This window comes from Pseudomonas sp. AA-38, assembly GCF_029457475.1.
Lineage (GTDB): Bacteria > Pseudomonadota > Gammaproteobacteria > Pseudomonadales > Pseudomonadaceae > Aquipseudomonas.
In genome coordinates, this window is sequence record NZ_CP120359.1 from 1,676,669 (window position 1) to 1,699,881 (window position 23,213).

At 63.9% G+C, this 23,213-nt stretch carries 21 protein-coding genes; 19 read left to right on the forward strand and 2 right to left on the reverse strand.

Going from position 1 to position 23,213, the window contains the following annotated elements:
• Positions 1–45: 45 nt before the first annotated feature.
• From lpxB to ispD, 10 genes are all read left to right on the forward strand, one after another.
• The gene (gene lpxB, locus PVE35_RS07725) at positions 46–1,179 is read left to right on the forward strand and encodes a lipid-A-disaccharide synthase (RefSeq protein ID WP_277374280.1); all 1,134 of its coding nucleotides are present in this window, start codon (positions 46–48) and stop codon (positions 1,177–1,179) included.
• On the forward strand, positions 1,179–1,796 hold the full coding sequence (rnhB, locus tag PVE35_RS07730; protein ID WP_277374281.1) for a ribonuclease HII: 618 nt from the start codon (positions 1,179–1,181) through the stop codon (positions 1,794–1,796). The genes lpxB and rnhB overlap by 1 nt, the downstream gene beginning before the upstream one ends.
• A gap of 139 nt (positions 1,797–1,935) precedes the next feature.
• Positions 1,936–5,466, forward strand: a complete 3,531-nt coding sequence (dnaE, locus tag PVE35_RS07735; RefSeq protein ID WP_268182480.1) for a DNA polymerase III subunit alpha — start codon at positions 1,936–1,938, stop codon at positions 5,464–5,466.
• Between the two features lie 136 nt (positions 5,467–5,602).
• Positions 5,603–6,553 (forward strand): acetyl-CoA carboxylase carboxyltransferase subunit alpha, encoded by a 951-nt coding sequence (locus PVE35_RS07740; RefSeq protein WP_268182482.1) that lies wholly within the window; start codon positions 5,603–5,605, stop codon positions 6,551–6,553.
• A 196-nt stretch (positions 6,554–6,749) separates the two neighbouring features.
• Complete coding sequence (gene tilS / locus PVE35_RS07745; RefSeq protein WP_277374282.1) at positions 6,750–8,072, forward strand: tRNA lysidine(34) synthetase TilS; 1,323 nt, start codon at positions 6,750–6,752, stop codon at positions 8,070–8,072.
• Positions 8,073–8,231: 159 nt separating this feature from the next.
• Positions 8,232–9,863, forward strand: a complete 1,632-nt coding sequence (locus PVE35_RS07750) for a CTP synthase (protein ID WP_268182486.1) — start codon at positions 8,232–8,234, stop codon at positions 9,861–9,863.
• A gap of 3 nt (positions 9,864–9,866) precedes the next feature.
• Positions 9,867–10,712, forward strand: coding sequence for a 3-deoxy-8-phosphooctulonate synthase (gene kdsA / locus PVE35_RS07755; protein ID WP_268182487.1), 846 nt, complete (start codon positions 9,867–9,869; stop codon positions 10,710–10,712).
• 146 nt (positions 10,713–10,858) lie between these two features.
• Positions 10,859–12,148, forward strand: a complete 1,290-nt coding sequence (eno, locus tag PVE35_RS07760) for a phosphopyruvate hydratase (RefSeq protein WP_277374283.1) — start codon at positions 10,859–10,861, stop codon at positions 12,146–12,148.
• Positions 12,149–12,325: 177 nt separating this feature from the next.
• Complete coding sequence (ftsB, locus tag PVE35_RS07765) at positions 12,326–12,604, forward strand: cell division protein FtsB (protein WP_268182490.1); 279 nt, start codon at positions 12,326–12,328, stop codon at positions 12,602–12,604.
• Positions 12,601–13,305, forward strand: coding sequence for a 2-C-methyl-D-erythritol 4-phosphate cytidylyltransferase (gene ispD, locus PVE35_RS07770; protein WP_268182491.1), 705 nt, complete (start codon positions 12,601–12,603; stop codon positions 13,303–13,305). The genes ftsB and ispD overlap by 4 nt, the downstream gene beginning before the upstream one ends.
• Positions 13,306–13,308: 3 nt before the next feature.
• Here ispD and PVE35_RS07775 read toward each other — a convergent pair whose 3' ends face one another.
• Complete coding sequence (locus tag PVE35_RS07775; RefSeq protein WP_268182492.1) at positions 13,309–13,623, reverse strand: HPF/RaiA family ribosome-associated protein; 315 nt, start codon at positions 13,621–13,623, stop codon at positions 13,309–13,311.
• 111 nt (positions 13,624–13,734) lie between these two features.
• The gene (locus PVE35_RS07780) at positions 13,735–14,622 is read right to left on the reverse strand and encodes a LysR substrate-binding domain-containing protein (protein ID WP_277374284.1); all 888 of its coding nucleotides are present in this window, start codon (positions 14,620–14,622) and stop codon (positions 13,735–13,737) included.
• 173 nt (positions 14,623–14,795) lie between these two features.
• Here PVE35_RS07780 and PVE35_RS07785 point away from each other — a divergent pair, with 173 nt between their 5' ends.
• The 9 genes from PVE35_RS07785 to rpoS all read left to right on the forward strand — a co-directional run bounded on the left by PVE35_RS07785 (position 14,796) and on the right by rpoS (position 22,962).
• Positions 14,796–15,908, forward strand: coding sequence for an S-(hydroxymethyl)glutathione dehydrogenase/class III alcohol dehydrogenase (locus PVE35_RS07785; protein ID WP_277374285.1), 1,113 nt, complete (start codon positions 14,796–14,798; stop codon positions 15,906–15,908).
• A 96-nt stretch (positions 15,909–16,004) separates the two neighbouring features.
• Positions 16,005–16,859, forward strand: coding sequence for an S-formylglutathione hydrolase (fghA, locus tag PVE35_RS07790; RefSeq protein ID WP_268182495.1), 855 nt, complete (start codon positions 16,005–16,007; stop codon positions 16,857–16,859).
• Positions 16,860–17,034: 175 nt separating this feature from the next.
• Positions 17,035–17,508: a 2-C-methyl-D-erythritol 2,4-cyclodiphosphate synthase gene (ispF, locus tag PVE35_RS07795; RefSeq protein WP_277374286.1), complete on the forward strand. Its 474-nt coding sequence runs from the start codon at positions 17,035–17,037 to the stop codon at positions 17,506–17,508.
• Positions 17,505–18,563 carry a tRNA pseudouridine(13) synthase TruD gene (gene truD / locus PVE35_RS07800; protein ID WP_277374287.1) on the forward strand — a complete coding sequence of 353 codons (1,059 nt, stop codon included), beginning with the start codon at positions 17,505–17,507 and terminating at the stop codon, positions 18,561–18,563. Before ispF ends, truD begins: the two co-directional genes overlap by 4 nt.
• A complete protein-coding gene (surE, locus tag PVE35_RS07805) occupies positions 18,551–19,300 on the forward strand; it encodes a 5'/3'-nucleotidase SurE (RefSeq protein ID WP_277374288.1) in 750 nt (249 codons plus the stop codon). Before truD ends, surE begins: the two co-directional genes overlap by 13 nt.
• A gap of 38 nt (positions 19,301–19,338) precedes the next feature.
• A complete protein-coding gene (locus PVE35_RS07810) occupies positions 19,339–19,974 on the forward strand; it encodes a protein-L-isoaspartate(D-aspartate) O-methyltransferase (protein WP_268184228.1) in 636 nt (211 codons plus the stop codon).
• Between the two features lie 25 nt (positions 19,975–19,999).
• Complete coding sequence (locus PVE35_RS07815) at positions 20,000–20,929, forward strand: DUF368 domain-containing protein (protein ID WP_277374289.1); 930 nt, start codon at positions 20,000–20,002, stop codon at positions 20,927–20,929.
• Positions 20,930–20,985: 56 nt separating this feature from the next.
• Positions 20,986–21,855, forward strand: a complete 870-nt coding sequence (locus tag PVE35_RS07820; RefSeq protein WP_277374290.1) for a peptidoglycan DD-metalloendopeptidase family protein — start codon at positions 20,986–20,988, stop codon at positions 21,853–21,855.
• Positions 21,856–21,957: 102 nt separating this feature from the next.
• On the forward strand, positions 21,958–22,962 hold the full coding sequence (gene rpoS, locus PVE35_RS07825; protein ID WP_268182501.1) for an RNA polymerase sigma factor RpoS: 1,005 nt from the start codon (positions 21,958–21,960) through the stop codon (positions 22,960–22,962).
• Positions 22,963–23,213: the final 251 nt, after the last annotated feature.

Below are 23,213 nucleotides of genomic sequence, written 5' to 3' on the forward strand. Positions count from 1 at the left end.
TCTTTGCCTCTGGCCCGCGAGATTTACCACAGGTTCCAAACGTCCATGAGCAGACCTCTTCGCGTCGCCCTGGTCGCCGGTGAGGCGTCCGGAGACATCCTCGGCTCCGGCCTGATGCAGGCCATCAAGCAACGCCACCCGGATGCCGAGTTCATCGGTGTCGGCGGCGCGCGCATGGAAGCCGAGGGGCTGAAATCCTATTTCCCCATGGAGCGCCTGGCCGTCATGGGGCTGGTCGAGGTGCTCGGCCGGCTGTTCGAGCTGCTCGGCCGTCGTCGCCAGCTCGCCCGTGATCTGATCGCCGCGCAGCCGGACGTGTTCATCGGCATCGATGCCCCCGACTTCAACCTGGGCCTGGAGCTCAAGCTGCGCCGTGCCGGGATCAAGACCGTGCACTACGTCAGCCCCTCGGTCTGGGCCTGGCGGCAGAAGCGGGTGCTGAAGATCCGCGAAGCCTGTGACCTGATGCTGACCCTGTTTCCCTTCGAGGCGCAGTTCTACGACGCTCATCAGGTGCCGGTGCGTTTCGTCGGCCATCCGCTGGCCGATGCCATCCCGCAGCAGGCTGACCGTGCCGCTGCGCGAGAAGCACTGGACCTGCCGCCGGACGAGCCCGTGGTGGCCCTGATGCCAGGCAGCCGTGGCGGTGAAGTGGCACGGCTTGGCGAGCTATTCCTCGACGCGGCGATCCGCCTGCGCGCGCTGCGCCCCGGTATTCGCTTTCTGCTGCCTTGCGCCACCCCGGAGCGCCGCCAGCAACTGGAGCAGATGCTGGTCAATCGTGATCTGCCGCTGACTCTGCTCGACGGTCGCTCGCACGAAGCACTGGCCGCCTGCGATGCAGTGCTGATCGCCTCGGGTACCGCGACCCTGGAAGCGCTGCTGTACAAGCGGCCGATGGTGGTGGCTTACCGCGTGGCGCCGCTGACCTACCGGATTCTCAAGCGCCTGGTGAAGAGCCCATACATCTCCCTGCCCAACCTCTTGGCCGAGCGCCTGCTGGTACCCGAGCTGATTCAGGATGCGGCGACGGCGGAGGCGCTGGCTCAGGCCGTGGCACCTTTGATCGATGGCGGCCAGGTGCAGACCGAAGGTTTCGATGTGATCCACCGTGCGCTGCGCTGCGATGCCTCGGTGTCGGCGGCCGATGCGGTGCTCAAGCTGGCGGGGCGTGACTGATGCAACTGGGGCTCGATTTCACCCTGGTCGAAGAACTGGTCGCCGGGGTCGACGAAGTCGGTCGTGGCCCGCTCTGTGGGGCGGTGGTGACGGCGGCGGTGGTACTCGATCCGGCACGGCCGATCATCGGCCTGAACGACTCGAAGAAACTCAGCGAGGCGCGGCGTGAGGCGCTGTTCGACGAGATTCGGGAAAAAGCCCTGGCCTGGTGCATCGCCCGTGCCGAGGTGGAGGAGATCGACCGCCTGAATATCCTGCATGCCACCATGCTGGCGATGCAGCGCGCGGTCGAAGGTTTGAGTGTTACACCCAGGCTGGCGCTGATCGACGGCAACCGTTGCCCCAGGCTGTCGGTGCCCAGCGCGCCTGTGGTCAAGGGCGACAGCCGGGTGCCGGCCATCGCCGCCGCCTCGATCCTGGCCAAGGTCAGCCGCGACCGGGAGATGCTCGAAATGGATCGGCTCTATCCCGGCTATGGCATCGCCGGGCACAAGGGCTATCCCACGCCCGTGCACCTCGAAGCGCTCAAGCGCCTGGGGCCGACGCCGATCCATCGGTACTCCTTCGCGCCAGTCAGAGAAGCAGCTTCAAGCCTCAAGCTCCAAGCTCCAAGTTAAGGGCAAAAGCAGCGTAGCGACGTAGCCCGGATGCAATCCGGGGCATGGGCCATGAACTTGCAGCTTGAGGCTTGCAGCTTGCAGCTTGCTCTTACTGCTACAATCGCCGCTTTGTCGTTTTCACCTGCAAGGCCGCCTCATGACCCAAGCGTTCGTCCACCTGCGTCTGCACACCGAATACTCCCTGGTCGATGGCCTGGTGCGGGTCAAGCCGCTGATCAAGGCCGTGGCCGGGGCCGGTATGCCGGCAGTGGCGGTCACCGACATGAGCAACATGTGCTCGTTGGTGAAGTTCTACAAGACCGCCATGGGCGCTGGGGTCAAGCCGATCTGCGGTGCCGATATCTGGCTGGCCAGCGCCGAGGAAGATGGCCCGCTGACGCGCATGACCCTGCTGGCGATGAATGCCAAGGGCTATCGCAACCTCACCGAGCTGATCTCCCGTGGCTGGGCCGAAGGGCAGAGCAACGATCTGGTGATCATCCAGCGCGACTGGGTCAAGGATGCGGCCGAAGGCTTGATCGCGCTGTCCGGCGCCCGCGAAGGCGAAGTGGGCCAGGCGCTGCTGGCCGGTGACCAGGCGCTGGCCGAAACGCGCCTGCGCGAATGGATGGCGGTGTTCCCGGAGCGCTTCTACCTGGAGGTGCAGCGCACCAGTCGTGTGGGCGACGAGGAATACCTGCACGCCGCCGTGGCCCTGGCCGATCGCCTCGAGGCGCCGCTGGTGGCGACCAACGACGTGCGCTTCATCAAGCAGGACGACTTCGAGGCCCACGAAACCCGCGTGTGCATCGGCGAGGGTCGTACTCTGGACGACCCACGTCGGCCACGGCATTACTCCGACCAGCAGTACCTCAAGACTCCGGCGGAAATGTGGGAGCTGTTCGCCGACCTGCCCGAGGCGCTGGAAAACACCGTCGAGATCGCCAAACGCTGCAATATCGAGGTGCAGCTCGGCAAGTATTTCCTGCCGGACTTCCCCACACCCAACGGCATGGGGATCGACGACTACCTGCGGCATGCCTCCTTCGAGGGGCTGGAAGAGCGTCTGGAAGTGCTGCTGCCCAAGGACACGCCGGACTACGAGGCGAAGAAGCAGGTCTATATCGACCGCCTCAACTTCGAGCTGGACATCATCATCCAGATGGGTTTCCCCGGTTACTTCCTGATCGTGATGGACTTCATCCAATGGGCCAAGAACAACGGCGTGCCGGTCGGCCCGGGCCGTGGTTCGGGTGCCGGCTCGCTGGTGGCCTACGTGCTGAAGATCACCGACTTGGATCCCTTGGCCTATGACCTGCTGTTCGAGCGCTTTCTCAACCCCGAGCGGATTTCCATGCCCGACTTCGACGTCGACTTCTGCATGGACGGTCGCGACCGGGTGATCGACTACGTGGCCGAGAAATACGGGCGTAACGCGGTAAGCCAGATCATCACCTTCGGCTCCATGGCGGCCAAGGCGGTGGTTCGCGACGTGGCGCGGGCCCAGGGCAAGTCCTACGGCCTGGCCGATCGACTGTCGAAGATGATCCCCTTCGAGGTGGGCATGACCCTGGAGAAGGCCTACGAGATGGAGGAGCCGCTGCGCGAGTTCCTCAAGAACGACGAGGAGGCCCAGGAAATCTGGGACATGTCGCTCAAGCTCGAAGGCGTGGTGCGCGGTACCGGCAAGCACGCCGGGGGCGTGGTGATCGCGCCGACCAAACTCACCGACTTCTCGCCCATTGCCTGTGACGAGGAGGGCGGCGGCCTGGTGACCCAGTTCGACAAGGACGACGTCGAGCAGGCCGGCTTGGTCAAGTTCGACTTCCTCGGCCTACGCACCCTGACCATCATCAAGTGGGCGATGGAAACCATTCATCGCATCCAGAAGCGCGATGGCGCCGCGGACGAGGAACTGGTCAACATCGACTTCATCCCGCTGGATGACAAGAAGACCTACGACATGCTGCAGAAGGCGGAGACCACCGCGGTCTTCCAGCTCGAATCGCGCGGCATGAAGGAACTGATCAAGAAGCTCAAGCCCGACTGCCTGGAAGACATGATCGCACTGGTGGCGTTGTTCCGCCCTGGGCCGCTGCAGTCCGGCATGGTGGACGACTTCATCAACCGCAAGCACGGCCGCGCTGAGCTGTCCTACCCGCACCCGGATTACCAGTACGCCGGCTTGGAGCCCGTGCTCAAGCCTACCTACGGCATCATCCTCTACCAGGAACAGGTGATGCAGATTGCCCAGGTGATGGGCGGCTACACCCTGGGCCAGGCGGACATGCTGCGCCGCGCCATGGGCAAGAAGAAGCCCGAGGAAATGGCCAAGCAGCGCGGCGGCTTCATCGAAGGTTGCGCCAACAACGGCATCGATGCCGACCTGGCGGGCAACATCTTCGACCTGGTGGAAAAGTTCGCCGGCTACGGCTTCAACAAGTCGCACTCCGCTGCCTACGGCCTGGTGTCCTACCAGACCGCCTGGCTCAAGGCGCATTACCCGGCGCCGTTCATGGCCGCGGTACTCTCGGCGGATATGCACAACACCGACAAGGTGGTGATTCTGGTCGAAGAGTGCCGCAACATGAAGTTGCGCATCGATCCGCCGGATGTGAACGTCTCCGAGTTCAAGTTCACCGTCAACGACGACGGTCGTATCGTCTACGGCCTCGGCGCGGTCAAGGGCGTGGGTGAGGGCCCGGTGGAGGCCATCGTCGAATGCCGCGCCGAAGGCGGGCCGTTCAAGGACCTGTTCGACTTCTGCAACCGCGTCGACCTCAAGCGCATCAACAAGCGCACCCTCGAAGCGCTGATCCGCAGCGGTGCGCTGGATCGCCTTGGCCCCTACTACCAGGACGAGCTCAAGGCCTACCAGGCCAGCGTGGACAAGAACCGCGCTGTGCTGCTGGCGTCCATGGAAGAGGCCGTGCAGTCCGCCGAGCAGACCGCGCGCAGCGCCGAGAGCGGCCACATGGATCTGTTCGGTGGCCTGTTCGCCGAGCCCGAGGCGGATGTCTACGCCAACCATCGCAAGGCGCGCGAGCTGCCGATCAAGGAGCGCCTGAAGGGCGAGAAGGACACCCTGGGCATCTACCTGTCCGGCCACCCCATCGACGAGTACGAAGGCGAGATTCGCCGTTTCGCCCGCCAGCGCATCGTCGAGCTCAAGCCGGCGCGCGATACCCAGACCATCGCCGGGATGATCGTCAACCTGCGGGTGATGAAGAACAAGAAGGGCGACAAGATGGGCTTTATCACCCTGGATGACAGATCAGGGAGGATCGAGGCTTCGTTGTTCGCCGACGCCTTCGCCAGCAACCAGGCGCTGCTGCAGAACGATGCGCTGGTGGTGGTCGAGGGTGAAGTCAGCAACGACGACTTCTCCGGCGGTTTGCGTCTGCGTGCCAAGCGCGTGATGAGCCTGGAAGAGGCGCGTACCGGCCTGGCCGACAGCCTGCGCGTGAAGGTCGCCAGCGAAGCGCTCAAGGGTGATCGCCTGCGCTGGCTGGCCGAATTGTGCAGCAAGCACAAGGGCGCCTGCCCGGTGACCCTGGACTACAGTGGCGAAGAGGCACGGGCCTTGCTTCAATTCGGTGACGCCTGGCGAATCGACCCGGCCGACACTTTGATTCAGGCATTACGTGACCAGTTCGGGCGCGACAACGTCTTTTTGCACTACCGCTGATGCGCGAGGGGGCAACGCCCCTGCGCGCCAGCAAAGGCACCTGTGGTGTCGACCCGCTGCGCCCCATCCCGTATGGTAGGGCGCCTAATGGATACAGCTCCCCGGCCGCTTGGCCGTCGACGCAAGACGGATGACTATGAACCCGAATTTCCTCGATTTCGAACAGCCGATCGCCGACCTGCAAGCCAAGATCGAAGAGCTACGCCTGGTTGGTAACGACAACTCGCTGAACATCAGCGACGAGATTGCCCGCCTGCAGGACAAGAGCAGTGCGCTGACCGAAAGCATTTTCGGCAACCTGACCAGCTGGCAGATCGCCCAGCTCGCGCGTCACCCACGCCGCCCCTACACCCTGGACTACATCCAGCACATCTTCACCGAGTTCGATGAGCTGCATGGCGACCGTCACTTCTCCGACGACGCTGCAATCGTGGGTGGTGTGGCGCGTCTCGGCGAGCAGCCGGTCATGGTCATCGGCCACCAGAAGGGCCGTGAAGTGCGCGAGAAGGTACGCCGCAACTTCGGCATGCCGCGCCCCGAGGGCTACCGCAAGGCCTGCCGTCTGATGGAAATGGCTGAACGCTTCAAGATGCCGATTCTTACCTTCATCGACACCCCCGGTGCCTACCCGGGCATCGATGCCGAGGAACGCGGCCAGAGCGAGGCCATCGCCTGGAACCTACGGGTGATGGCGCGGCTGAAGACGCCGATCATCGCCACCGTGATCGGTGAGGGTGGTTCCGGCGGTGCGCTGGCCATCGGTGTCTGCGACCAACTGAACATGCTGCAGTACTCCACCTACTCGGTGATCTCGCCGGAAGGTTGTGCCTCGATTCTCTGGCGTACTGCCGAGAAAGCGCCGGATGCCGCCGAGGCCATGGGCATCACCGCGGAGCGCCTGAAGAATCTGGGTATCGTCGATCAGGTCATCGCCGAGCCGCTGGGCGGCGCGCACCGTGATCCGGCCGCTGCCTCCGAGTCGATCCGTCAGGAGCTGACCAAGCAACTGGCCAGCCTGCAGAAGCACGATACCGCAGCGTTGCTCGAGCGCCGTTACGAGCGCCTGATGAGCTACGGCATCGCCTGAGTTCTTTCTCTGCGTATCAGACGAGTCTTCGGGCTAATGTCCGGCACAGATGGCTTTTGTAGGGTGTCGCGGGGCCGCCCAGGCTGTGCGCACCAATGACCGTAGCACCGGTATTTCGGTGCGCATGGCGCACCCTACTTAATTTCATCGTGCATCACCACGGGCCTTCGGGCCCGTTGTTGTTTAAGCTTGAACGATGACTGCTCTCGATCTTCGCTTGCGCCAAGCCTTGCAGCCCTGGCGCACGGCGCCTGCCTGGTACATAGCCTTCTCCGGTGGCCTGGACTCCAGCGTGCTGCTGCATCTGCTCGCCGACTGGGCGCGGCACGAGACGTTGCCGCCGCTGCGCGCCCTGCATGTCGACCATGGTCTGCAACCGGCGGCGCAGGCCTGGCCTGCGCACTGTGCCGAAGTCTGTCAGCGCCTGGGCATCGAGCTGGAAGTGCTGCGGGTACGGGTCGAGGCGGGTGCCAGCCTGGAGCAGGCTGCGCGCCAGGCGCGTTATGCCGCCTTTGCGCAATGCCTGGAGCCGGGCGCACTGCTGCTGACCGGCCAGCACCGTGACGACCAGGCCGAAACCCTGCTCCTGCGCCTGCTGCGTGGCGCTGGCGTGCGTGGCCTGGCGGCCATGCCCCGGCAGCGTCCGCTGGGGGCTGGCAGCCTGTTGCGGCCGCTGCTCGATTGCCCGCGCGGCGAACTGGAGGAATATGCTGCTGCCCATGGCCTGAGCTGGGTGGAAGACCCGAGTAACCGCAGCGAGCTGTTCAGCCGCAACTTCCTGCGCCGGCAGATCCTGCCGCGCCTGGCCGAGCGTTGGCCGCAGACGAGCGCTGCCCTGGCGCGTACGGCGGCGCACCTGGGCGAGGCGCAGATGCTGCTCGATGAGCTGGCCGAGGAGGATCTGGCTGCCGTGCGGCAAGCGCCTGGCATTGCTTGGCTGCCCGTGCCGTCCTTGCCCCTGGCACCTATTGCGGCGCTGAGTGAGGCGCGTCAGCGCAATCTGCTGCGCCACTGGCTGGCACCGTTGACGCGCCTGCCGGACAGCGAGCACTGGGCGGGCTGGCGTGATCTGCGCGATGCCGGCGTCGATGCCACGCCGATCTGGCGTCTGACCGATGGTGAGTTACAACGCAGCGAGGGACGCATCTGGTGGCTGGCCGGCGCCTGGTTGCAGACCCCGCCAGTGCTCGATATGCCCTGGCCCGCCGGGGCGCAGGAGATGCCCTTGCCCGCTAATGGCCTGCTGCGCCTGCGAGGCGTTCCGGCGCATGACGACCTGCGCGTGCGCTATCGCCAGGGCGGTGAACGGCTGCATATAGAGGGGCGTGGGCGGCGTGATCTCAAGCGCCTGCTCAACGAGCAGGGCGTGCCCAGCTTCGTGCGTGGACGCCTGCCATTGTTGTACGCAGGGGATCTGTTGCTGGCCGTGGCCAATCTCGAACTGCCGGGCACCCCGCGCATGCAGTGGCTGGCACCGGGCCAGCCTGGCGAGGGCGAAACGGCGATGATCGAGGTTTGAGCTGGCATCCCCTTTCCGGTAGACTACGCTCCCGTCTTATTACAGCTTTGCCGGCCCCCTTGGGGAGTCGGTGAGTTAGCCATTGTCTGAACGGTGGCGCTCCTTCTTTGCTTTCCCCGGCGGCACAGGCCGCTTAAACGCAGACTTCTAGGGTTTTTCATGACGCGCTACATCTTCGTCACGGGTGGTGTTGTTTCTTCATTGGGGAAAGGCATCGCCTCGGCTTCACTGGCGGCCATCCTGGAGGCGCGGGGCCTGAAGGTCACCATGCTCAAGCTGGACCCTTACATCAACGTCGATCCGGGCACCATGAGCCCGTTCCAGCACGGTGAGGTGTTCGTCACCCACGACGGCGCCGAGACCGACCTCGACCTGGGTCACTACGAGCGGTTCATCCGCACCACGATGACCAAGAGCAACAACTTCACCACCGGCCGCGTTTACGAAGACGTGCTGCGCAAGGAACGCCGTGGTGATTACCTGGGCGCGACCATCCAGGTCATCCCGCACATCACCGACGAGATCAAGCGGCGCATCATCAAGGGCGCCGGCGATGCCGACGTGGCCCTGGTGGAAATCGGCGGCACCGTCGGTGACATCGAGTCGCAGCCGTTCCTCGAAGCCATTCGCCAATTGCGCGTGGAAGTGGGCGCCAAGCGCGCCATGCTGATGCACCTGACCCTGGTGCCGTACATCGCCACCGCTGGCGAGACCAAGACCAAGCCGACCCAGCATTCGGTCAAGGAACTGCGCTCCATCGGCCTGCAGCCGGACGTGCTGGTGTGCCGCTCCGACCATCCGATCGACGTCTCCTCACGGCGCAAGATCGCCCTGTTCACCAATGTCGAAGAGCGTGCGGTGATCAGCCTGGAAGACGTCGACACCATCTACAAGATCCCCGGCGTGCTGCATGCCCAGGGCCTGGATGACTTCGTCGTCGAGCGCTTCGGCCTGGAGTGCGGTGGTGCCGACCTGTCCGAGTGGGATCGCGTGGTTGATGCCAAGCTCAACCCGGAAAAAGAAGTCACCATCGCCATGGTCGGCAAGTACATGGAACTGCTCGACGCGTACAAGTCGCTGATCGAAGCCATGAGCCATGCCGGCATCCAGAACCGCACCAAGGTCAATCTGCGTTACATCGACTCCGAAGACATCGAGAATCAGGGCACCGCGCTGCTCGAAGGCGTCGATGCCATCCTGGTGCCGGGCGGCTTCGGTCTGCGCGGCGTGGAAGGCAAGATCAAGACCGTGCAATACGCCCGCGAGAACAAGATCCCTTACCTGGGCATCTGCCTCGGCATGCAGGTGGCGGTCATCGAATACGCACGTAACGTGGTGGGCTGGAGCGATGCCAACTCCACCGAGTTCGACATGGCCAGCCAGCACCCGGTGGTCGGTCTGATCACCGAGTGGCAGGACGCGGCAGGCAGCGTCGAGCAGCGCAGCGAAAGCTCCGACCTGGGCGGCACCATGCGCCTCGGCGCGCAGGACTGCCAACTGCAGGCCGGCTCCCTGGTACACGCTTGCTATGGCAAGGACGTGATCGTCGAGCGCCATCGTCACCGCTACGAAGTGAACAACAACCTGCTGCCCAAACTGACCGAAGCGGGCCTCAAGGTCACCGGTCGTTCCGGCGACGGTGCGCTGGTCGAAGTGGTCGAGGCCCCGGATCATCCCTGGTTCGTCGCCTGCCAGTTCCATCCCGAGTTCACTTCCACGCCGCGTGATGGCCATCCCCTGTTCAGCGGTTTCGTCAACGCTGCGCTGGCCAAGAAAGCGAAGAAGGTCTGAGACATGGCGCAGAAAATCATCAAGGTCGGCAATATCGAGATCGCCAACGACAAGCCCTTCGTGCTGTTCGGCGGCATCAACGTGCTCGAGTCGCGCGACCTGGCCATGCAGGCCTGCGAGGAGTACGTGCGGGTGACCGAAAAGCTCGGCATCCCCTACGTGTTCAAGGCCAGCTTCGACAAGGCCAACCGCTCCTCCGTCACCTCCTTCCGTGGCCCGGGCCTGGAAGAGGGCATGAAGATCTTCGAGGAAGTGAAGAAGACCTTCGGCGTGCCGGTGATCACCGACGTGCACGAGCCGCATCAGGCCGCCCCGGTGGCCGAGGTGTGCGACATCATTCAGTTGCCGGCCTTCCTCTCGCGGCAGACCGACCTGGTGGTGGCCATGGCCAGGACCGGCGCGGTGATCAATATCAAGAAGGCTCAGTTCCTCGCCCCGCAGGAGATGAAGCACATCCTGCGCAAGTGCGAGGAAGCCGGTAATGATCAGCTTATTCTCTGCGAGCGCGGCTCCTCCTTCGGTTACAACAACCTGGTGGTGGACATGCTCGGCTTCGGCATCATGAAGCAGTTCGAGTACCCGGTGTTCTTCGACGTGACCCATGCCCTGCAGATGCCGGGTGGTCGCGCCGATTCCGCTGGCGGCCGCCGCGCTCAGGTTACCGACCTGGCCAAGGCGGGCATGAGCCAGGGGCTGGCCGGCCTGTTCCTCGAGGCCCACCCGGATCCGGAAAACGCCAAGTGCGATGGCCCCTGTGCCCTGCGCCTGAACAAACTGGAGCCTTTCCTCACCCAGCTCAAGCAACTGGATGACCTGGTGAAGAGCTTTGCGCCGATCGAGACTGCCTGAATCCTGCGCAATCCGGTAAAGTGCCGCCCCAGCAAGATACCCCTGGCCTCTGAGTCAGTGCCGTTTGCCCGCCCGTCTGGGCAGCCAGCGGCTTCGCGCAGCCGCTGGCTGCTGCCTCATCGTCAACCTTCGGAGTGTTAATAAGCATGGCAAAGATCGTCGACATCAAGGGTCGTGAAGTTCTCGACTCCCGTGGCAATCCCACCGTGGAAGCCGACGTGATCCTCGAAGGCGGCATCATCGGTAGCGCCTGCGCGCCGTCCGGTGCCTCCACTGGCTCCCGTGAAGCGCTGGAGCTGCGTGATGGCGACAAGAGCCGTTACCTGGGCAAGGGCGTGCTGAAAGCCGTGGCCAACATCAATGGCCCGATCCGCGACCTGCTGCTGGGCAAGGACGCTGCCGATCAGAAAGCGCTGGATCACGCGATGATCGAGCTCGACGGTACCGAGAACAAGGCCAAGCTGGGCGCCAACGCCATCCTCGCCGTGTCCCTGGCGGCCGCCAAGGCCGCTGCCCAGGCCAAGGGCGTGCCGCTGTACGCGCATATCGCCGACCTCAATGGCACCCCGGGCGTCTACTCCATGCCGGTGCCGATGATGAACATCATCAACGGCGGCGAGCACGCCGACAATAACGTCGACATCCAGGAATTCATGGTGCAGCCGGTCGGCGCCAAGAATTTCGCCGACGCCCTGCGCATGGGCGCCGAGATCTTCCATCACCTCAAGGCCGTACTGAAGGCCCGTGGCCTGAACACTGCCGTGGGTGACGAAGGCGGCTTCGCGCCGAACCTGGCCTCCAACGAAGACGCCCTGGCCGCCATCGCCGAGGCTGTGGCCAACGCTGGCTACAAGCTGGGTGATGACGTGACCCTGGCTCTGGACTGCGCCTCCAGCGAATTCTTCAAGGACGGCAAGTACGACCTGGAAGGCGAGGGCAAGGTATTCGACGCCGCCGGTTTCGCCGATTACCTGGCCGGGCTGACCCAGCGCTACCCGATCATCTCCATCGAAGACGGCATGGACGAATCCGACTGGGCCGGCTGGAAGGTGCTGACCGACAAGATCGGCGCCAAGGTGCAACTGGTCGGCGACGACCTGTTCGTCACCAACACCAAGATCCTCAAGCGCGGCATCGACGAGAAGATCGGCAACTCGATCCTGATCAAGTTCAACCAGATCGGCTCGCTGACCGAAACCCTGGAAGCCATCCAGATGGCCAAGGCCGCCGGCTTCACTGCGGTGATCTCGCACCGCAGCGGCGAAACCGAAGACAGCACCATCGCCGACCTGGCCGTAGGTACTGCCGCTGGTCAGATCAAGACCGGTTCGCTGTGCCGCTCCGACCGCGTATCCAAGTACAACCAGCTACTGCGCATCGAAGAGCAGTTGGGTGGGAAGGCTCCGTACAAGGGGCGCGCCGAGTTCCGCGGCTAAGCACAGCGGACGAGAAAAGGGCGACGCGAGTCGCCCTTTTTCGTGGTCGTTTCGTCGATTTCCGGGAACCCTTGCACGGATGCACAACCTTAAAACCCATGTCACCCATCAGCCGGCTCCTTTTCAAGCATGATCGCAGCCCCTACCATGCCGATGACTCAATCCGCGAGCCGCTCCATGCGTAGTCCCTACTGGCTGTTCATCGTGCTCATCCTGTTGCTGGCTGGCCTGCAGTATCGTCTGTGGGTGGGCGAGGGCAGCCTGGCGCATGTCAGTCGCCTGCAGCAGCAGATCGCCGAGCAGAAAGGCGAGAACCAGCGCCTGCTGGAGCGTAACCGTATCCTCGAGGCCGAGGTGATGGAACTCAAGCGCGGTATGGAAACCGTCGAGGAGCGGGCGCGGCAGGAGCTGGGTATGGTCAAAGAGGGCGAAACCCTCTACCTGCTGACCAAATGAGCGTGCCGTTCTGGCTGGTCATCCCGGCCGCTGGAGTGGGCGCGCGCATGGGCGCCGACCGGCCCAAGCAGTACCTGCAGGTGGCCGGACGCAGCATTCTGGAACATACCCTCGATTGTTTTCTCGACCATCCGGGCTTGCTCGGCGCCGTGGTCTGCCTGAGCCTGGACGATCCCTTCTGGCCGCCGCTGCCCGTGGCCAGCGACCCGCGTGTGCGCCGCGCGCCGGGTGGACGCGAGCGTGCCGATTCGGTTCTGGCTGGTTTGCAGGCGCTCGAGCAGGGCGGCGCGGATGCCCAGGACTGGGTGCTGGTGCACGATGCCGCGCGGCCGAACCTGGCACGCAGTGATCTCGACCGGTTGTTGGAAACGCTGGCCACGGATGCGGTCGGCGGCCTGCTGGCGGTGCCGGCACGCGATACGCTCAAGCGCGCCGATGACCAGGGGCGGGTGGCGCAAACGGTGGATCGTGCGGTGATCTGGCAGGCCTACACGCCGCAGATGTTTCGCCTGGGGAATTTGCGTCAGGCCCTGAGTGCCGCCCTGGCGGCGGGGGTGCCCATCACCGATGAAGCCTCGGCGCTGGAGTGGGCCGGCCAGGCGCCGCGCCTGGTGGAGGGCCGGGCGGATAACCTCAAGATCACCCGCCCGGAGGATCTGCAGTGGCTGCACCTGGCCTGGGCCGGGCGCAGCCTGGAGTGATCGTCAGGCGTGTCGCTGGCGGCTGATGTTGCGCTCCAGCACCGTACCCAGTTTCTCCATGGCGCCTTCCAGCGCCTGTTCCAGATTGTCGCCGTTGTGGCTCACCGAAACCGGATCGCGGCCTTTGAGCCGGGCCTCGGCCTGGCAGCGTTTATCCTGGCCGCCACCCTTGTGGCCGTTCTCGTCGTTGAAATGCAGCTCGATTCGGGTCAGGTGATCCTCGAAGCGTCGCAGCCTGAGCAGTACACGGCCACGTACCTTGTCCGCCAGCGCGGCGGAGCCGTGGATGTGGTTGTCGCTGTTGACCATGACTTGCATACATTACCTCCGGTTTCGCGGTGAGCGATGCCTGGGCTGGGGCATCACCTTAATTCTGGCCGCAAACGCCGGAAGTTGTTCCCGCTTCGCTGTGACAATCTGTTGCCTGCGCTAGCTGTATTCCGGGCGCTGCGCCAAACCCTGCTTGAGGTACTCGACCAGTTGCCGCACCTTGGGTGAGAGCAGGCGCTGCTGCGGGTAGACTGCCCAGACGGCGGTGTTGGGTGGTCTGTGTTGTTCCAGCAGGGAGATCAGCGCACCGCTGCGCAAGTGTTCGAGCACATAGTAGTCCGGTAGCTGGCACAGGCCGAAGCCGCGCAGGGCGGCATCGAGCACCGCTTCGCCGCTGTTGCAGCGCCAGTTACCCTGTACCCGCACCTGCGCTTCGCGTCCGCCTTCGGCGAAGTTCCAATGGTCACTGCTGCCGATCAGGCAATTATGCCGGCTCAGTTCAGAAAGCGAATGGGGGCGGCCGTAGCGCTGCAGGTAGTCCGGTGCCGCGCACAGGTACATGACCCGAGGGGCCAGGCGCGTGGCCACCAGCCGCGAATCCTGCAGGCGCCCCAGGCGGATGGCGAGATCCAGGCCTTCGTGCAGCAGGTCGAGTGGGCGGTTGCTCAGCTCGATTTCCAGGCGCAGTTGCGGGTGCTGAGCCATGAACTGGTTGACCAGGGGCACGATGAAGCGTTCGCCATAGGCCACCGCGCAGGTCATGCGCAGCAGCCCCTTGGGTTCGGCGCCAAGGTCGCTGACGGCGCGCAGGGCTTCTTCCCGAGCATCCTGCAGGCGCTGGCAGTGCTGCAGGAAGGTCTGGCCCGCTTCGGTCAGCGCCACGCGCCGGGTGCTGCGGTAGAACAGGCGGCTTTGCAGGCGTTCCTCCAGGCGTGCCACCTGGCGGCTGACCTGCGAGGTGGACAGCCCCAGACGCTCGGCAGCCGCGCTGAATTGGCCGCATTCGGCCACTGCGACGAATTCGTCGAGCCCTTCCCAGCGATTCATGTGCGCTTCCTTCTCGCAGTCCGGAAATGGTTGATCAAGCATGCCCGTTCGGCTCTGGCGAGGCGAAATATTATCCCTGTACGGCAATAATGTTTTGCTGGGATGCCGATTGTCTCTCAGGAAGCTTGAACTAGACTGCCTGCCATTGTCCACGACTCCACTGGAGAGCTGTCATGATCAAATCCCGCGCTGCCGTCGCCTTCGCCCCGAACGAGCCACTGAAGATCGTCGAGGTGGATGTCGAGCCGCCCAAGGCCGGTGAAGTGCTGGTACGCATCGTCGCCACCGGCGTGTGCCATACCGATGCCTACACCCTGTCCGGTGCCGATTCCGAAGGGGTGTTCCCGGCGATTCTCGGCCACGAGGGTGGCGGCATCGTCGAAGCAGTGGGCGAGGGCGTCACCTCGGTGAAGGTGGGTGACCACGTGATTCCGCTGTATACCGCCGAATGCGGTGTGTGCAAGTTTTGCAAGTCGGGCAAGACCAACCTGTGCAGCTCGGTGCGTGCCACTCAGGGCAAGGGCCTGATGCCAGACGGCACCACCCGCTTCAGCTACAACGGCGAGCCGATCTACCACTACATGGGCTGCTCGACCTTCTCCGAATACACCGTGCTGCCGGAAGTGTCCCTGGCGGTGATCCCCAAGGAGGCGCCGCTGGAGAAGGTCTGCCTGCTGGGCTGCGGCGTGACCACTGGCATCGGCGCGGTGCTCAACACCGCCAAGGTGGAAGAGGGCGCCACCGTGGCCATCTTCGGCCTGGGTGGCATCGGCCTGGCAGCGATCATCGGCGCCAAGATGGCCAAGGCCTCGCGCATCATCGGTATCGACATCAACCCGGCCAAGGAAGCGGTTGCCCGCGAGCTGGGGCTGACCGACTTCGTCAACCCGAAGGAGCACGACAAGCCGATTCAGGAGGTCATCGTCGAGATGACCGACGGCGGCGTCGACTACAGCTTCGAGTGCATCGGCAACGTGCAACTGATGCGCGCCGCGCTGGAGTGCTGCCACAAGGGCTGGGGCGAGTCGGTGATCATCGGTGTGGCGCCGGCCGGTGCCGAGATCAGCACCCGTCCGTTCCAGCTAGTCACCGGGCGCGTCTGGCGCGGCAGCGCCTTCGGCGGCGTCAAGGGCCGTAGCGAACTGCCGAGCTACGTGGCGAAGGCGCAGAGCGGCGAAATCCCGCTGGACACCTTCATCACCCACACCATGGGGCTGGACGAGATCAACGCCGCCTTCGACCTGATGCACGAAGGCAAGAGCATCCGTACCGTCATCCATTACTAACCAGCGGCAAGCGGCGAGTGGCCCTGCGGCCGCTCGATGGTAGGGTGCGCTGCGCGCACCGCTAACCCCTGGTGCGCATGGCGCACCCTACGGAGTATGGACATGACTCTGGAAAACATTTCCTGTCAGAAGAGCTTCGGCGGTTGGCACAAGCGCTACCGTCATCGTTCCAGCAGCCTCAACTGCGACATGGTCTTCGCCGTCTACCTGCCACCACAGGCCGAGCAGGGCGGCAAGCTGCCGGTGCTGTACTGGCTCAGCGGCCTGACCTGCACCGACGAAAACTTCATGCAGAAGGCCGGCGCCCAGCGCATGGCGGCCGAACTGGGGCTGATCATCGTCGCGCCGGACACCAGCCCGCGTGGCGAGGGTGTGGCCGACGACGCCAATGGCGCCTACGACTTCGGTCTGGGGGCTGGCTTCTATGTCAACGCTACCCAGGAGCCCTTCGCCCGTCACTACCGCATGTACGATTACGTGGTGCAGGAACTGCCGGCCTTGATCGAGGCCAACTTCCCGGTATCGGACAAGCGGGGCATCGCCGGTCACTCCATGGGTGGCCATGGCGCGCTGATCTGTGCACTGAAGAATCCCGGACGCTACCAGTCGGTGTCGGCGTTCTCGCCGATCAGCAATCCGATGAACTGCCCCTGGGGCGAGAAGGCTTTCTCACTGTACCTGGGCGAGGAGCGTTCGCGTTGGCGCGAGTGGGATGCCAGCGTGTTGATCGCCGAGGCCAGCGAAAAGCTGCCGATCCTGGTGGATCAGGGCGATCGCGACGACTTCCTCGAAGGCCAGCTCAAGCCCCAGGCGCTGCAGGCGGCGGCCAAGGCCGCCGGGCACCCGCTGACGCTGCGCATGCAGCCCGGTTATGACCACAGCTACTACTTCATCGCCAGCTTCATCGACGATCACCTGCGTCATCATGCGGCCGCGTTGCGGCAGCTTTAAGCGGCAAGCCACAAGCGACAAGTAAAAACTTGGCCGCAGGCTTGGCTGTGCATAGGCTCTTGCAGCTTGCAGCTTGCAGCTTGCAGCTTGCAGCTTGCAGCTTGCAGGGGGCGGCCATCCGCCTTGCAGCTTTCGGTTAGAATCACGCCCTGACTTTTTCAGGGCGTTGTTCTTTATGCGTATCGGTCATGGCTATGACGTACACCGCTTCGGCGAAGGCGATTTCATCACCCTCGGCGGCGTGCGGATTCCCCATAAGTTTGGCCTCGTCGCCCATTCCGATGGTGACGTGCTGCTGCACGCTCTGAGCGATGCCTTGCTCGGCGCGGTGGCGATGGGCGATATCGGCAAGCACTTTCCCGATACCGATCCGACCTTCAAAGGCGCCGATAGCCGTGTACTGCTGCGCCATGTGATGGGCCTGGTGCGGGCCAAGGGCTATGTGGTGGGCAACGTCGACGCCACCATCATCGCCCAGGCGCCGAAGATGGCGCCGCATATCCAGAGCATGCGCCAGTGCATCGCCGAGGATCTCGTCGTGGAGCTGGATCAGGTCAACGTCAAGGCCACCACCACCGAGAAGCTCGGCTTCACCGGGCGTGAGGAAGGCATTGCGGTGCACGCCGTGGCCCTGCTGGTCAGAGTATGAACGAACTGCAACTGCTGGGGCCACGTGCCCATGGCCAGGCCTGTGGCCGAGCCGTGCTCAAGGCCACGGCCGAGGACTTCCAGGTCGACGAGGTGCTGGATATCCCGCTCACCGGCCAGGGCGAGCATCTCTGGCTGTGGGTGGAAAAACGCGGCCTGAATACCGAGGATGCGGCCCGGCGCATCGCCCGTGCCGCTGGCTTGCCGCTCAAGGCGGTCAGCTACGCCGGGCTCAAGGATCGCCAGGCGTTGACCCGGCAGTGGTTCAGCCTGCACCTGCCGGGCAAGGCCGACCCCGACCTGGCTGCTGCCCAGGGCGATGACCTGAGTGTCCTGCGCGGCCAGCGGCATAACCGCAAACTGCAGCGCGGCGCCCATGCCGCCAATGGTTTCACTCTGCGTCTGACGGCGCTCGAGGCCGATCGCGATGCCCTGGAGCAGCGCCTGCAACTCATCGCCGCGCAGGGCGTGCCCAACTATTTCGGCCTGCAGCGTTTCGGCTTCGACGGCGGGAATGTCGAGCAGGCCCGTGATTTCGCCTCTCGCCTGGAGCTGCCGGTGCAGCGCAACCTGCGTTCGCGCCTGCTCTCGTCGGCGCGCAGCTACCTGTTCAACCAGGTATTGGCCAGGCGTGTCGCGGCCGGCACCTGGAATCAGGCGCAGGTCGGTGATCTGCTGGCGTTCACCAACAGTCGCAGTTTCTTCATGGCGGGCGAGGCCGAATGCAGCGACCCGCGTCTGGCCGCGCTCGATCTGCATCCCACCGGGCCGCTCTGGGGCGACGGGCCTTTGCCGACCGCTGGTGAGACCCGACAGCTGGAGCAGGAACTAGCCGATGAGGCCGCAGCGCTGGTGCAATGGCTGGCCAAGGCGGACATGGCTCACGAACGGCGCATTCTTCGCCTCCCCATCGGCGGTCTGTCGTGGCATTATCCCGAACCCGATATTCTGCAACTTGCATTCGTCCTGCCGGCCGGGTGTTTCGCCACCGTGGTGGTGCGCGAATTGCTCGACCTGTTGCCAGCAGGGCAGACGGATACTCCATGCGAATTCTGATTTCCAACGACGACGGGGTGAACGCGCCCGGCATCGCCGCGTTGCACCAGGCCCTGGCCGACTATGCCGAGTGCGTGGTGATCGCCCCTGCCGAAGACCGCAGCGGTGCCAGCAGTGCGCTGACGCTTGACCGTCCGTTGCACCCGATGGCATTGCCCAATGGCTACATCAGCCTCAATGGCACGCCGACCGACTGCGTGCATCTGGGCATCAACGGTTTGCTCGAGCAGAAACCGGAGATGGTCGTCTCCGGCATCAACCTGGGCGCCAACCTGGGTGATGACGTGCTCTATTCGGGCACCGTGGCTGCGGCCCTGGAAGGGCGCTTCCTGAGCAGGCCGGCATTCGCCTTTTCCCTGCTCTCGCGCCTGCCCGACAACCTGCCGACTGCCGCCTATTTCGCGCGCAAGCTGGTCGAGGCCCACGCGACCCTGGAGTTGCCGCCGCGCAGTGTGCTCAACGTCAACGTGCCGAATCTGCCGCTGGAACACATCCGTGGCGTGCAACTGACTCGTCTGGGCCATCGCGCCCGCGCTGCGGCGCCGGTCAAGGTGGTCAACCCCCGCGGCAAGGAAGGCTACTGGATCGCCGCCGCCGGGGACGTCGAGGATGGCAGCCCAGGTACGGATTTCCATGCTGTGATGCAGGGTTACGTGTCGATCACGCCGTTGCGCCTCGATCGCACTTTCAACGAGGCGTTGGAAACCATGGACGGCTGGTTGGAGGGCATCTTCTGATGCGCGAACAGGATGACATGCAACGCCGCGGGATCGGCATGACCTCTCAGAGAACGCGCGAGCGCCTGATTCAACGCCTCTACGAAGAGGGGTTGTCCAATGCCCAGGTGCTCGAAGTGATTCGCCGCACGCCACGCCACCTCTTCGTCGACGAGGCGCTGGCGCACCGCGCCTACGAGGACACCGCGCTGCCCATCGGGCATAACCAGACCATTTCCCAGCCCTACATGGTGGGGCGCATGACCGAGCTGCTGCTGGCGGCCGGGCCCCTGGACAAGGTGCTGGAGATCGGCACCGGCTCCGGCTATCAGACCGCCGTGCTGGCGCAACTGGTAGAGCGGGTGTTCTCGGTCGAGCGCATCCAGGTGCTGCAGGAGCGGGCCAAGGAGCGTCTGGCCGAACTGAGGTTGCGCAATGTGGTCTTTCGCTGGGGAGATGGTTGGGAAGGCTGGAATGCGCTCGGCCCCTACAACGGCATCATCGTCACGGCAGCGGCGGCCGACGTGCCGCCAGCCTTGCTTAATCAGTTGGCCCCTGGCGGGCGCCTGGTGATTCCGGTGGGCAGCGGCGATGTGCAGCAGCTACTGGTGATCGTCCGCGAGGATGACGGCTTCTCCCGGCATGTGCTCGATGCAGTGCGCTTTGTCCCCTTGTTGAATGGGCCACTGGCCTGAGGGCCGTGGTTTCCTGGAAGGATCCATGAAGAAATATTTCCTGCTCTATACCAAAGGCATCGCCATGGGGGCGGCCGATGTCGTGCCGGGCGTTTCCGGCGGCACCATCGCCTTCATCAGTGGTATCTACGACGAGCTGCTGCGCTCCATCGCCAGCGTGCCGGAGGCCCTTCTCCTGCTACTGCGGGGGCGAATCCACGAAGCCTGGAACAAGGCCAATGCCACCTTCCTGGTGGTGCTGCTGGCAGGGGTGCTGACCAGCATCCTCAGCCTCGCGCGGTTGATCACCTACCTGCTGGAGCATCATCCGGTGCCGGTCTGGTCGTTCTTCTTCGGCCTGATTCTGGTGTCGGCCTATATGGTGGGGCGTGACATCGGTCGCTGGAACTGGAGCCGCGTGCTGAGCTTCCTGCTCGGCCTGGGTTTCGCCTACTGGATCACGGTGGCCGCGCCGGTGCAGTGGAGCGATGATCCGCTGACCCTGTTCTGCGCCGGTGCCATCGCCATCTGCGCGATGATCCTGCCGGGCATCTCCGGCAGCTTCATCCTGCTCCTGCTCGGCCTCTACGCCACCGTGCTGGGCGCCGTGAAGAGTCTGGATCTGGCCGTGCTGGCGGTCTTCGCCGCTGGGTGCCTGGTGGGTATCCTCAGCTTCGCCCGGCTGTTGAGCTGGCTGTTGTCACGCTGGCGCGATCTGACCCTGGCATTCTTGACCGGGCTCATGCTCGGTTCCTTGAACAAGGTCTGGCCCTGGAAGGAGACCCTGAGCTGGCGAATCGATAGCAAGGGTGAGCAAGTGCCTCTGCTGCAGCACAACCTGTTGCCCACGCAGTTCAGCGCAGTCAGTGGGCAGGACGCGCAACTGCTGCTGGCCATCGTCCTGGCGATTGCCGGTGTCGCTCTGGTGCTGGGATTGGAGTGGCTGGCCCGGCGCAAACCGCAAGAGGCTGGTTGATCCGGCCGTGCGGGTCGGGTCATATTGATATTCAGGATCGTTTCAGGGAGTACTGGGTGAGTCGCACAACCTTTCAAGCGCTGATTGCAAGAGCCGTCGATCTTCGTCTGCTCCTCGTGCTGTTGGGCGCTGTGCAGCTCTCCGCTTGTGTCAGCTCTCCACCAGGCGGTGTGCAGGTGGTCGAGCGCGGCCAGAACCAGGGCAGGGCGCCGCTGATCCAACGTCAGCCGGTGCGTACCGGGCAGTATGTGGTCAAGCGCGGCGATACCCTCTATTCCATTGCCTTTCGCTTCGGCTGGGACTGGAAGGCGCTGGCTGCGCACAATGGCTTGCGTGACCCTTATCTGATTCGGGTTGGGCAGATCATTCACTTCGGTAATAGGACTTCCGTCCCAAGCAGTCCGGCCGTGGTCGCCAGCGCTCCGAGCAATCCGGCGCCCAGGGCGCCTGCCCCCGTACCGAGCCAACCCACGTCCAGCACTCCGGCCACGGCGGCTACACGTCCGGCACCGGCGGCGCCGGCCACCACGCCGGTCACCCCCGTCACCCGCTCTGCCAAGGGCTGGGCCTGGCCAACGCAAGGCGCCGTGATCAGCCGTTTCTCCTCAAACGGCAGTTTGAATAAAGGCATTGATATCGCCGGGGAATTAGGCCAGCCTGTTTTAGCTGCGTCTGATGGGTCAGTGGTATATGCCGGGAGTGGTTTGCGGGGCTACGGCGAGTTGATCATCATCAAGCACAGCGACACCTACGTGAGTGCCTACGGTCATAACCGCAGGCTATTGGTACGGGAGGGGCAGCAGGTCAAGGCCGGGCAACGTATTGCCGAGATGGGTTCCACGGGAGCCGACCGGGTGAAACTGCATTTTGAGATTCGCCGCCAAGGAAAACCTGTAGACCCGCTGCAATATCTGCCAAGTCGTTGATGCGTTGCCAGTTTCGTCCCGGAACGTAGGAGGGACGGGCTCAGGTGTAGCCGGGACGGTTCCGCCAGAGTCTGTTGTCGAACTCACACTGGGGCAACAATAATGGCACTCATTAAAAAAGAAGCGCCGGAGTTTGACGTCGACGATGAACTGCTCCTGATGGAGCCCGGAATCGTCCTGGACGAACTTCAGACCGACGAGGCGCCTGCCTCTTCGTCGCGCAAAGCCAAGCACTCCACGCCATCCAAGCAGCACAAACACATTGACTACACCCGGGCGCTCGACGCCACGCAACTTTATCTCAACGAAATCGGTTTCTCTCCCTTGCTCAGCCCTGAAGAGGAAGTGCACTTCGCGCGTCTGGCGCAGAAGGGCGATCCTGCTGGGCGCAAGCGCATGATCGAGAGCAACCTGCGTCTGGTGGTGAAAATTGCACGACGCTACATCAACCGTGGGTTGTCGCTGCTCGACCTGATCGAGGAAGGCAACCTGGGCTTGATCCGTGCCGTGGAGAAATTCGATCCGGAACGGGGTTTCCGTTTCTCTACCTACGCCACCTGGTGGATCCGCCAGACCATCGAGCGCGCGATCATGAACCAGACGCGCACCATTCGCTTGCCCATTCATGTGGTCAAGGAACTGAACGTCTACCTGCGAGCGGCCCGCGAACTGACGCAGAAACTCGATCACGAGCCTTCGGCCGAAGAGATCGCCAACCTGCTGGAAAAGCCGGTCGGCGAGGTCAAGCGCATGCTGGGTCTGAACGAGCGGGTTTCCTCGGTGGACGTATCGCTGGGTCCGGACTCGGACAAGACGCTGCTCGACACCCTCACCGATGACCGGCCCACCGACCCCTGCGACTTGCTGCAGGACGACGACCTTTCCCAGAGCATCGACTTATGGCTGTCGGATCTGACGGAAAAGCAGCGTGAGGTGGTGATTCGCCGCTTCGGCCTGCGCGGGCACGAGAGCAGCACGCTCGAAGAGGTTGGGCAGGAAATTGGCCTGACGCGCGAGCGGGTTCGGCAGATTCAGGTCGAAGCGCTCAAACGGCTGCGCGAGATCTTCGAGAAGAATGGCCTTTCCAGCGACGCGCTCTTCCAGTAACACCTCGCCTGTTCCCATGAAACCCGGCTAGCTGGCCGGGTTTTTTATTGCCTGCTTTGTGGGAGCGAGTTCATTCGCGATCAGGGGGGCTGCCTCGAAGCGCCTTTTCACGGCTGGCCCCCGGCAGCCAAGCAGCGGATCTGCGATCCCGCATGTCAGTCATCGCTTACATGCAGCGTCAGTCTTCAGGGCAAGCGGGCTCTGATCTTTGCCTTTTTTCCTGTGTGAAAATTTCAAGTCATTGATATTTA